We start from the raw sequence: 12,658 nt of genomic DNA on the forward strand, positions 1-12,658 counted from the left end.
AATTTATACGGACAAAAATTCTTCTTTTTTAATCTTTTTATCCTTAAGGTTGTTCTATTTTACCTTAATATAGTCCTTGAGAAGTATAAAAAGCCTTAATCGAATAGTTGATAATAGCTTTGATTTTCTTATTGATTATTATATAAATCATTCCTCTCCTATCAATATTTTGCAATGCATTTACCCCTCAGCACCAATAGTGTTGAGTATGAACACCACTTGTGTTGGGTAACAACACATTGCTTAAAAATGAATAGAGAGATACTTTATTGTAGTTATAGATAAGGTTGAATACAATAAAGAGTAATTATAGAGTAAATGTTTATTATACAGCATTGAGTGATGATAAGACAGAATTAAAAGTATAAAAATTATCCCTCGATTCACATCGAGGGATAACAACAACACAAACACAAAATAAAGCAGGATACACCTGCAATATTGTTTTTTGTTTACTAATATAGATATTATTAATCGTAAAAAGTGATTTCTACATAATTCCGTCTTCTCTGAGCTTCTCCTGCCATTTCCAAGCAGTTGCGAGAACATTAGCCAATGGCGTATCTGCTTTCCAACCCAATACTGTGTTGGCTTTGGTGCAATCGCCCCAAATCTTTTCGATATCGCCTTCACGACGTGGACCATACTTCCAGTTTACCTTAACACCGGTAGCCTTTTCAAAGGTATCAACAATCTCCTTTGTAGAGTTACCACTACCAGTGCCAACGTTGAAATACTCAATCTTCTCTGTATCCTGGTCAAGTACACGTGCCATTGCTGCTACGTGTGCCTTTGCTAAGTCAACAACATAGATGTAGTCACGGATACATGTACCATCAGGTGTGTTATAATCATTACCAAAGATGGTCAACTCTTTTCTGATACCCATAGCTGTCTGTGTAACAAAAGGAATCAGGTTATTAGGCACACCATTTGGCAACTCACCAATCAATGCAGATGGGTGTGCGCCGATAGGATTAAAATATCTCAATACGATACTCTTAATATCAGCACCGCTATGAATATAATCTAAGATAATCTGTTCGTTGATTTCCTTGGTATTACCGTATGGAGAGGTAGCTTTCTGATGTGGAGCATCCTCTGTAACTGGGAGGTTCTCAGGCTTTGGTTGACCATAAACAGTACAAGAACTTGAGAAGATAATTCCCTTAACGTTGTACTCTGGCATCAACTCTAAGAGGTTTAACAATGAAACAATGTTGTTTCTATAATACATCAAAGGTAGTTGTACACTCTCACCTACTGCCTTTGAAGCAGCAAAGTGAATAATACCTTCAATCTTTGGATATTTACGGAAGACATTTTCTGTTGCCTCACGATCACGAAGATCAACCTGTTCGAAAGCTGGTCTAACACCCGTTATCTTCTCTATACCATCTAATACTTCAATCTTAGAGTTTGACAAGTCGTCAACAATAACGACCTCATATCCAGCTTCTATCAGCTCAACACTTGTGTGTGAACCAATGAATCCTGTTCCACCAGTAACAAGAATTGTTTGTTTCATTTTATTTAGTTTTTCCTTATTTATAGGCTCTTTTATCTCAATGAGTTATGTTGCAAAGATAGTGTTTTTTTTATAACCATCAAAAAAAGAGCGTAAAAAAATGTGTTGATATATACAAAATCGAAAACTTTTTGTATATTTGCCATTGTTATAAATAAACATATACCAAGGACATGATAGGAACTGAACAGACCCAGCAACAAGTTGAGCGCTTTTTGAAGAAAGTAGCACAGAAATTTACTGCTAATGATAGTGATATGCCAATGACAGATATTCATCTGCGTGTATCGCAAGATAGTGGTGATCTTATGGCTTTTGACGATAGCGATAATGAGATTACTCGCTGTGTCATAGGTCAATGGATAGACAATAAGAGTGATAATTTCTATCAGGAAGCAGCTTGCATCTTGCGTTCAGAAATCAATCGTATAAAGGATGTAATTGAGAATATGTCAATCATGAAGCCTTATAGTTTCATCCTTGAAGATGATGATAGGAATAATATTTCTGAGCTTTATCTTGTTGATGACGACATTGTTATTATTGGTGGCGACCTTATGCATGATTTAGATAATGACCTCGATAGCTTCCTTAAAGATTTATTAAACAAAGAAGAATGAAGCGATTAGTCTTTATATTCACCTATTGTTTAGCTTGTCTTTTCCCTCTTCCGATTTTTGCACAACGACATCAAATCAATGACGAGAATATTCGTTCATTACAGGTTGTTGCTAATCAGAAGTGGATGGACTTGCCTATCATGATTCTCAATGGCGGAAAGATAAGTATAGATTTTGATGATCTTACGCATACTTACCGCCGTTTGACATATCGTTTAGAACATTGTGAGGCAGATTGGAAACCTTCTGTCGGACTCTTTGAAAGCGATATCATAGATGGTTTTATTGCTGGAAACACAATAGATGATGTAAAGGAATCCACGCTTACGAATACACTTTATACACATTATCATTTGGATATTCCGAATGATAAGTGTCGTCCTAAATTGTCTGGTAATTATCGTCTTTATGTATATGATGACGATGATAATAGTTCTGACCGCCCTTTACTTACGGCTTGTTTTATGCTTACAGAGCCTGCAGAGAGTTCTATGGGTGTTAGATTGAATATTACGACACAAACTGATAAGTCGATAAATCGTGAATATCAGCAAGCGGAGATGCAGGTGGATTATGGAAACTATACGGTAAGTAATCCACAACAGCAGATTAAGACAGTCGTATTACAAAATCGTAACTGGCTTGATGCTCGTTGGAATAGCAAACCACAATATGTCATGTCAAATAGTTTGCGATGGTCGCATAATCTGGATTATATCTTTTGGGCAGGCAATGAATATAGGAAGTTTGAGATTCTCTCAACTGATGTTACTTCTATGGGTGTAGATAGAATTGGTTGGGACGGCAAGAATTTTCATGCCTATCTCTTCCCTACTGCCCCTTTCACTAATTACCTATATGATGAAGATGCTGATGGTGCGTTCTTGATACGTAACTCTGATAATGTAGAGATAAATACGACCAGCGACTATATGCTGACTCATTTTCAACTAAATACACCTTCCCCCTACCCTTACAGGATATTTCTGAATGGTGATTGGACTTATGACCGCCTGCTTTCTGCTTATGAGATGACTTATAATCCAGAAGGTGGCTACTATGAGGCGGTCGTCCCTTTGAAGTTAGGTTATTATAATTATCAGTTTCTTGCCGCAGATGAACAAGGTAGGCTCTCGTCTTTTAGAGTTGACAATAGCCATTATCAAACTGAAAATAGCTATCAAGCACTTGTTTATTTCCGTCCGCAAGGAGGGCGTACTGATAAACTTGTTGGCTATTCAAATGTTAGGTTTATCAAGAAGTGAGACATAAATCCATTGTTGTATCAATGTGATTTTTATGTTTTAATTCAATCACAATTTAGTGTTTTGGTTTTAGAAAAATCATTACATAATTTGTTGTGTTTGGCGTTTATAAACATGAAAAATCATGGTTTTGAAATGTCTTTGTAACTATCAGCCTATCAGTGGTTTGTAAAGTTGTGTTTTAGAAGGTGCTTAGTAGGGGTTCAAAAGGACGTTAGTAAGGGTTCAAAAGGGCATCTTTTGCAAGTTAATTAGGCGTTAATTCGAATGCTATTAAGCATCTTTTAAAAAGGAGGGTTTGAAAATTTAGGACAAAAGGAGTGTCTTCTGTATTTGTTAGAAACAGCATATAAACAAAAAAAAGTGTATCAAAAGGAAACGATATCGTTTCATACTTTTGATACACTTTTACTATTTACTTAAGACTATAAAACAGCTTTTCTCAAGAGAAAAGCAAGTTTAGTAGTTTAATTTCATTAATCATTCATTGACAACAGGAACTCCTCATTGTTCTCTGTACGTCTCATGCGGTCGTGGATAGAGTTCATTGCCTCAATAGAATTCATATCAGCAATGTACTTACGGAGAATCCACATACGGTCAAGTGTTGTGCGATCCTGCAAGAGGTCATCACGACGTGTACTTGAAGCAACCAAGTTAACAGCTGGGAAGATACGCTTGTTGCTTAAGCTACGGTCAAGCTGCAACTCCATGTTACCAGTTCCCTTGAATTCCTCAAAGATAACCTCATCCATCTTAGAACCTGTATCAATCAAGGCTGTTGCAATGATGGTCAGAGAGCCACCACCCTCAATATTACGAGCAGCACCGAAGAAACGCTTTGGCTTCTGCAATGCATTGGCGTCCACACCACCAGTCAAGACCTTACCAGATGCTGGTGCAACGGTGTTATAAGCACGTGCCAAACGAGTGATTGAGTCAAGGAAGATAACGACATCGTGACCACACTCAACCATGCGTTTTGCCTTTTCTAAAACGATACCAGCAATCTTTACGTGGCGTTCTGCAGGCTCATCAAATGTTGAAGCAATGACCTCAGCATTTACTGTGCGTGCCATATCGGTAACCTCCTCAGGACGCTCATCAATTAAGAGCATCATCAAGTAAGCCTCTGGATGGTTGGCTGCAATGGCATTTGCAATGTCCTTCATCAAGATAGTCTTACCCGTTTTTGGCTGAGCAACAATCAAAGCACGCTGTCCCTTACCGATTGGTGAGAAAAGATCTACAATACGTGTTGAAAGATTGGTTGTACGAGGATCACCACAGAGAGTGAACTTCTCCTCAGGGAAGAGCGGTGTAAGATGCTCGAATGGAATACGGTCACGCACCTCAGAAGGCTTACGACCGTTAATCTTATCAATGCTTGTCAGTGGGAAATACTTCTCACCCTCATGTGGTGGACGTACGTGGCACTCTACAACATCACCCGTCTTTAAGCCGAACTGCTTAATCTGATGATTTGCAATATATACATCATCAGGTGATGACAAGTAGTTATAATCACTTGAACGGAGGAAGCCATAGCCATCAGGCATTACCTCAAGAACACCGTTTGCCTTGATAATGTCAGAGAAATCATAGGTTGCATTATTTGCTACTGGAGCATTATCATAGACAGGAGCAGATGGTATCTGCGCAGGAGTTGTTGGTTGATCAAACATGTCATAGTTTGGAACAATACCCTGGTCCTCTATTGGTAGGTCAACAACTGGAATAAAATCAGTACCATCTCCAGGGTCACCTACCCATACGCCATCAGGTAATACTTGGTAACCTGCAGGTTCCATATTCATATTATGTGCATTAACCTTTTCCTGAAGGCGTGCTAATAGTTCTTCTTTACCTTCACTCTCTTCCTGAGGTTGTACGTTAGAGAACTGATCCTCTGGAATGAAATCCTCTGGAGCAGATGGCTCTACATTCTCTACTGGTGCTTCCTCTACAGGCTCTTCTACCTGCTGTGCTTCTTCTGCTTTTGCTTTAATAGCAGCTTCAGCGGCAGCAATAGCTTCTAACTCAGCCTTAGATTTACGACCACGATGCTTAGGAATGGATGCTAATATTTCTTCTGGAGATTTCTCTTCAGTCTTTTCGTTCTTTGAGTCAGGTAACTCTTTGAATAATGATGGCTGACTTGTAGCCGTGTTTTTATTCTTTTGTACATCGAAATTTTCCCCTTCTTCACCATGTACCGAATAAACCCTGTCGGTATCTTTTCGTGCTATTCTGGTACGCTTACGCTTTGATTCTAAGGGATGTGCAGTACCCGCCTCTTCTGCCTGATGGTCAAGGATAGCATAAACGAGCTTGTCCTTATCATCTCCAGGTGAATAAGCGGTACCAGTGCTCTGAGCAATAGCTTCAAGCTCAGAAACTTCTTTCTCTAATAATTCTTCTTTGCTTAACATATAAATATGTATGGGAAATTACATTTGATAGTGTTGACGTTTCATAAGGTGAAACGTCATTAAATGTGTCTTTTGTGCCGCAAAGGTATAATTTTTATTTGAACCTTACAAGATTTCTCTTATCTTTTTTGATATTATTCTATTGATAAAGAGGATTTAATATGTGTATGTTTAGGATTCATTAGGTGGAGAGGTCGTATCTGTATGTCAAATATTTAATTTATAGCAATTGTGTATAACAATATTCCCAACCACTGGAAATCGAAATTCCAAGGGTTGGGAATAATTGAGTTTATTATGAACTTAATGAAGTCCTACAATTAAAATGCTTACTGATGCTGCTCACGCAGAAGGTCGTTGACAGTCTTTACAGGATTGAAAGTGCCGAGTGGTACTTCTACAAAGACTGTGTTCCAATCGCTCATCGCACCATTCCATAAGCCAGGGAGTTCTAAAGCCTTAAGCTCACGGCCATTCTTTGATTTCGAACTGATGAAACCTGTTGACTTGTCGACATACTTTGTCAAGTCAAACGCATTGCCCTTATAATCTTTGATAGCGCAAACAAGGTCAACAGGATTGAAGTGTGTACCTTCTGTAAACATCTTCATTGATGCTTCATCATTCTTATCAATCTGCGAACTCTCAAGAATCTGAAGGCTAACAGTGCCATCTTGGTTATAAGCAAGGAATGGACCGCCACCTGGTTCACCCACATTCTTTACCATGCCGCATACACGTATTGGACGATTTAGTTTCTTATATAGGTATTCTGCGAGTGCTGTATCGTCAAGCAAAGACACATCATGCTTCTCGCAAGAAAGCTCGTTTTGCAAGAAATTAACTATTTTTTCCAGTTCTGTACGTGTACAGTTCCCTTTTTCTAGTTTGTGAAGATAAAGAAAAGCACGCTCTTGTAAGGCTACAAGTGTACCTGCAATAATCATTTTCCAACTGATAGTTTCTTCCTTCAAGCGGTCTGGTACGACGTTATCAATATTCTTAATGAAGACAACTTCAGCATCCAAATCATTCAAATTCTCAATCAATGCACCATGACCACCTGGACGGAACAATAAGGAGCCATCCTCATTACGGAAAGGAGTATTGTCAAGATTTACTGCAATTGTGTCTGTACTTGGCTTCTGTTCAGAGAAAGAAATATCAAAGTTAACACCAAACTTTGCTTCAAATCCTGCCTGCTTGTCTGCTACCTTTTGTTTGAAAAACTCCAGATGTTCGTGTGATACGGTGAAATGTACGTGTGCTTGCTTATTACTTTCTGCATAGCGAGCAGCTTCAACCAAGTGTTCTTCCATTGGGGTACGCATTCCATCGTCATAAGAATGGAACAACAGTAATCCCTTGGGTAGCTGTCCGTAATTCAATCCTTCCTTATTTAATAGCGTAGCAACAACCGCTTTGTATCGTCCCTCTGCTACTAACTCATCGATAGTCTTACCTTCCAGCTGCTGACATTTAGCTGATAACTCCTTAAAGAAAGCAAACTGATGAATATTAGAGAAGAACTCCTTTTCAAAATCACTTACAGGTGCCTCGTTACTTCCGTTGAGAAAAGCAAAAAGATCTTTGAACATACGACTGGCTGCACCAGAAGCTGGAACGAACTTAACCACTTTATGGCCATCAGTTTGATAGTCTTGCCATGTGCGACAAGCTGTTTCACAAGCTTCCTTATCAAGTACTGTAACACCCTTTTTAGGTGTTGCCGCACCTTCAAGTTTCAGATATGGGAAACCTCTCTTGAAGTCTTCCAACTGTCTATTTATCTGTTCTTCACTTATTCCTTTATCATGAATCTGTTTTAGGTCTTCTTTTTTCAACATAATAGTAAGGTATTAAAAAGATTGTATTATTACTGCAAAAATAACGAATTAAACCGAAATAAAGAAACTATTTGACACATTAATTCTTAATAATATCGATTTTCTTTGTATCTTTGCCTCTGAAAAATAATAGAATGTATTGTGCCTATGGAAGAGAAATTCATTTATACGGATAAAGAAAGAGAGTTATCTGAACAGATACTCGAAGGACTAAAAGAGACACTCGGGCAAACGTTTTATGAGACTGATCTTCCTAAACTTCGTGACCATCTGGGTAAGGTTGTGTCGGATAATAGTATCCAACGCAATGTATTCGGGCTTAACCCTATTCTTTGCTCTTTGCAGACTGCGGCTATTGCAGTTAAGGATATCGGTTTGAATCGTGACTCTGTCATTGCAATTCTTCTGTATCAAAGTGTCCAGGAGGAAATCCTTACACTTGATAAAATCAGTAAGTTGTATGGTGATGGTGTATCGAAGATTATTCATGGGCTTATACGTGTTCAGACACTTTATAAGAAAACACCTGTTATTGAGAGTGAAAACTTCCGAAACCTTCTGCTGTCTTTCGCAGAAGATATGCGTGTTATCTTGATTATGATAGCTGACCGTGTCAACCTTATGAGGCAGATTCGTGACGTTGAAAATAAGGAAGCACAGCGAAAAGTATCTGAAGAAGCAAGTTATCTTTACGCTCCTCTGGCACATAAGTTAGGTTTATATCAGCTGAAGAGTGAGTTAGAAGACCTTTCTTTGAAGTATCTTGAGCATGATGCTTACTATCATATAAAAGACAAGTTGAACGCAACAAAGAAGGTGCGTGATGCTTATATTAGTAGCTTTATCACTCCTGTTAGTGAGCAACTTAAAGCTGCTGGGCTTAAATTCCATATTAAGGGAAGAACGAAGTCAATCCATTCTATCTGGCAGAAGATGAAGAAGCAGAAGTGTGGCTTTGAAGGTATTTATGACCTCTTTGCCATTCGTATCATTCTTGATTCACCAGAAGACAAGGAGAAAATGCAGTGTTGGCAGGCATATTCTATAGTGACGGATATGTATCAGCCTAATCCAAAGCGACTCCGTGATTGGCTTTCTGTACCAAAGTCTAATGGTTACGAATGTCTACATATCACTGTGCTTGGTCCTGACAAGAAGTGGGTAGAAGTACAGATTCGTACGGAACGTATGGATGAGATTGCTGAACATGGACTTGCTGCACACTGGAGATACAAGGGGGTGAAGGCTGAAGGCGGAATGGATAGTTGGTTAGCATCTATTCGTTCAGCACTTGAGGCGGGTAATAACCTTGAGGTGATGGACGAGTTTAAGTCTGATCTTTATGAAAAGGAGATATATGTCTTTACTCCAAAGGGTGACCTGTTAAAGTTTCCAAAGGGTGTGACGGTTCTCGATTTTGCTTATCACATTCACTCTAAGGTAGGAAATCAATGTGTTGGTGGAAAGATAAATGGCAAGAATGTCTCGTTCCGTACCGAGTTACATAGTGGTGATTCTGTAGAGATTCTAACTTCAACAACGCAAAAGCCTAATCGTGATTGGTTAAATATCTGTAAGTCATCACGTGCAAAGTCAAAGATTCGTCTTGCGTTAAAAGAAACGCAGATTAAGGATGGCCTTTATGCTAAAGAACTGCTTGAACGTAGGTTTAAGAATAAGAAGATAGAGATTGAAGACTCTACAATGGGATATCTCATTCGTAAGTTGGGCTTCAAAGAGGTATCTGAATTTTATAAGCAGATAGCTGATGAGAAGCTTGATCCTAACCATGTTATTGAGGAGTATCAGAAGGCTTACAACCATGTTCATAACCTTAATCAGCCAAAGGAGGCTGAGAGTGCAGAGAACTTTGAGTTTGAGAATCCTACAACAGAGTATTTGAAGAAGAATGATGATGTTCTCGTCATCGATCAAAACCTTAAAGGTTTGGACTTCTCACTTGCTAAGTGTTGCCATCCTATCTATGGCGATCCAGTCTTTGGCTTTGTAACAGTTAGTGGAGGTATAAAGATTCATCGCAATGATTGCCCGAATGCTCCTGAGATGCGCAAGCGTTTTGGCTATCGAGTTGTCAAAGCACGTTGGAGCGGTAAGGGAACATCTCAGTATGCTATCACCCTGCGTGTTATTGGTAATGACGACATCGGTATTGTGAGCAACATTTCAAATATTATCTCAAAAGATGAGAAGATAGTGATGCGATCTATCAATATTGATTCGAATGACGGCCTTTTCTCTGGTAACCTCGTTGTTCTCCTTGATGATAATTCCAAGTTGAATATGCTCATCAAGAAACTTAGAACAGTGAAGGGCGTTAAGGAAGTAATGAGAATATAAAATAATCAAATATGTTCTGCCCTCATTCTCTGCCCTATTATTGCGGAGAGAATGGGGGCTTTTTTATTTATAGCAATCTTATTTATAAGTTATTTGGTGGACTGGTTGACTATATAATTGCAGTTTGCTTGTATGAAATTTTGTTACAAAAGAATAGCTGTTAATCGCTGAATTAAAGGGAAAAAACAGCCTTTTGTAGGCTTCTTGTAACCTTCAGATTATCAATATGTTATGAAGGTGTGTTTCAAAAGGTGCTTAGTTGGACTTCAAAAGGGCGTTAGTTAGACCTCAAAAGAGCATCTTTTAGAAGCCAATAGATGCTTAATTGAAGTGCTATTAAGCATCTATTGATTTTTAAGGATATGATTTTTTATTACAAAATGGTTTTACTTATCCATCGTGTTTATGCGCTCAATGCGCTTTGCCATAGCTTGTGATTTTGGACTCAGTTTCCCTTTAAGATACTTCTCCATAATCAGTCCTGCTATAGGGGCAGCTACATCAGCTCCAAAACCTCCATGCTCAATATAAACAGAGATGGCAATCTTAGGCTCATTCATTGGTGCAAAACCAATGAAAACAGAGTGGTCCTTACCAGCATTTTCGGCTGTTCCCGTCTTTCCACATACAGGATAGGTTGTTCCGTTGAGTACGGTTGCTGTTCCCTTTGTTACTGCTAAGCGCATACCATTAATGACACTTGAATATATATAAGAAGGAACCTTGGTTTGACGAGGGGTAAGGAATCGTGAAGGCAGTGGTGCCCAGTCTACGCTCTTATGAATATGTGGTGTAAAGAAGTAGCCACGATTGGCTATCGTTACAGCTAAATTACAGAGCTGTAAAGGGGTGGCTGTGATATCGCCTTGTCCCATTCCTGCCCACATAATTGTTTTTGGCTCCCAATTATTCTTATAACGGCGTGAGAGATAGTTCACATTAGCAACCAATCCACCCTTTTCGCCAGCCATATCAATACCCAATGGACCACCAAGTCCCATACTGGTAATGTATTCCCACCAAGTTGTAACAGCCTTCTCCTTGGAACCATACTTCTGTGTATTGCTTAACATTGATAGGTATGATTTTAAGAACCAAGTATTACAAGATACTGCTATTGCGCCAGGCAGTGCTTCTGGAGAGTAATGCGGATGGCATTTAACCTTTATGTTTCCATCACGAAACCCATCATGACAGGCAATCTTGGTGTCTGGCTTAACGATTCCTTCTGAGAGGAAGACTAATGCTTGTGCCGGCTTAATGGCTGAGCCAGGAGGATAAGCAGTTGCAATGGCAAGTGCATCATTAGGACCCGTAGGTGAATTTGTCACCATACAAAGGACCTCACCAGTAGCTGGATCAATCGCAACGATACTCCCCTTCTTGCCTTGCATTAAATCTGTTCCGAGCTCTTGTAGCAGTGGACGAAAGGTTAGTGGTGGGTCTTCACGATACTCTTGTGCCTGAACCCTGTTCAGTGTAAGGAACACGAGTGCAAGTATTGCAAATCGAAAAGATATAATTGTTTTGTTTATAGTTATTTTACGCATACTTATTAAATTCTTGCTTAATATGTTTTGCCATCAGTCACAAAGACTTATGACTCCATAACGCTATTGATATTTTCTTCTTTTAGAGGCTATAATGTTTCTCACTCTTCTTTCTACAAAGAGCAAGTTGGGTTCATCTAAGTTTTTATGGGGTGCAAAAGTACAAATAAATTATTCGCTTGAAACATTCTTTCACTTGTTTATAATTAATTCACAACAATCCAAAATAATTGTAAATTACTAAAGGCGAATGTCTGTAAGTGATGTTCCTGACATGAAACGGTTGAGGTCTACGTATCCACGAATACCGCGTACTTTTCCACGATCGGAGAACTGCCAGATGTTATGTCGCCCTACTCCCTTGATAGATGGACGTACAGAACTATATCTACCCAAGGACAAAAAGTATTTGTTAAAACGAGGATTAAGATGAGAATTATAGAAGCTTACATGAGAATAAATAAGCGGTTTCTTTCCATATTTTCTCTCTATCAGTTTGGCAAATAAGGCAACGCTGTCTTGTACTTGTTTCTTGCTCCAACGTCTTACACCCTCGTGTTCAACGTCAATCATCGGAATCAAGTCCTGCTTGTGTCCTTTCATTGTTTTCTGGAAATTGCGAAACTGAGACCTAATAGGCGTTAAGCATGAAAGATAGTGATAAGAACCACAACGCAATCCCTGACGACGAGCCGCTTTGATGTTCTGCTCGTAGTTCGTGTCTTTTAAACTTGTTCCTTGTGTTGCTTTGATATATACAAATTTAATCTGTTTGTCTTTTGCCACTTCTTTCCAATCAATCTTTCCCTGATGATGCGACACATCAATACCATCATACTGGCGTTTCGTGTTTTTTGAAGACTTATGATAAGAATTTGATGCAGAAGCTATTACACAAATAGCTGATAGGAAAAAGATATTAATGGAACGTGGAAATATAGTTGATTTCATCATTTTATTATTTGAAACATTTTGAATAAGATTCTTTTAGAATCTAAATTATCCTGTAATGGTGCTTGAAAAGCGCTGCAAAATTAGTATATTTTTCTTGAACAAAC

Annotated in this window: 8 protein-coding genes; 3 read left to right on the forward strand and 5 right to left on the reverse strand. The window is 38.7% G+C overall.

Going from position 1 to position 12,658, the window contains the following annotated elements:
• Positions 1-490 precede the first annotated feature (490 nt).
• A complete protein-coding gene (gene galE / locus PMEL_RS11175) occupies positions 491-1,528 on the reverse strand; it encodes a UDP-glucose 4-epimerase GalE (RefSeq protein WP_120175334.1) in 1,038 nt (345 codons plus the stop codon).
• A gap of 173 nt (positions 1,529-1,701) precedes the next feature.
• Here galE and PMEL_RS11180 point away from each other — a divergent pair, with 173 nt between their 5' ends.
• Together PMEL_RS11180 and PMEL_RS11185 are read left to right on the forward strand one after the other, a co-directional pair.
• Positions 1,702-2,148, forward strand: a complete 447-nt coding sequence (locus PMEL_RS11180; RefSeq protein ID WP_120175336.1) for a hypothetical protein — start codon at positions 1,702-1,704, stop codon at positions 2,146-2,148.
• A complete protein-coding gene (locus PMEL_RS11185) occupies positions 2,145-3,413 on the forward strand; it encodes a DUF5103 domain-containing protein (RefSeq protein ID WP_120175337.1) in 1,269 nt (422 codons plus the stop codon). The genes PMEL_RS11180 and PMEL_RS11185 overlap by 4 nt, the downstream gene beginning before the upstream one ends.
• Before the next feature lie 476 nt (positions 3,414-3,889).
• Here PMEL_RS11185 and rho read toward each other — a convergent pair whose 3' ends face one another.
• Both rho and PMEL_RS11195 read right to left on the reverse strand, forming a co-directional pair.
• Entirely contained in the window at positions 3,890-5,845 is a 1,956-nt protein-coding gene (gene rho / locus PMEL_RS11190; protein WP_120175338.1) for a transcription termination factor Rho, read from the reverse strand.
• A gap of 329 nt (positions 5,846-6,174) precedes the next feature.
• Positions 6,175-7,692, reverse strand: a complete 1,518-nt coding sequence (locus PMEL_RS11195; protein WP_120175340.1) for a DUF4301 family protein — start codon at positions 7,690-7,692, stop codon at positions 6,175-6,177.
• A 147-nt stretch (positions 7,693-7,839) separates the two neighbouring features.
• Between PMEL_RS11195 and PMEL_RS11200 the strand changes: the two genes are divergently transcribed.
• Complete coding sequence (locus tag PMEL_RS11200) at positions 7,840-10,050, forward strand: RelA/SpoT family protein (protein ID WP_120175341.1); 2,211 nt, start codon at positions 7,840-7,842, stop codon at positions 10,048-10,050.
• A gap of 386 nt (positions 10,051-10,436) precedes the next feature.
• Here PMEL_RS11200 and PMEL_RS11205 read toward each other — a convergent pair whose 3' ends face one another.
• A complete protein-coding gene (locus PMEL_RS11205; RefSeq protein ID WP_120175342.1) occupies positions 10,437-11,600 on the reverse strand; it encodes a penicillin-binding transpeptidase domain-containing protein in 1,164 nt (387 codons plus the stop codon).
• Positions 11,601-11,840: 240 nt separating this feature from the next.
• A complete protein-coding gene (locus tag PMEL_RS11210) occupies positions 11,841-12,551 on the reverse strand; it encodes a glycoside hydrolase family 25 protein (RefSeq protein ID WP_120175554.1) in 711 nt (236 codons plus the stop codon).
• Positions 12,552-12,658: the final 107 nt, after the last annotated feature.

Origin of the sequence: Prevotella melaninogenica (genome assembly GCF_003609775.1) — a bacterium.
GTDB lineage: Bacteria > Bacteroidota > Bacteroidia > Bacteroidales > Bacteroidaceae > Prevotella > Prevotella melaninogenica_A.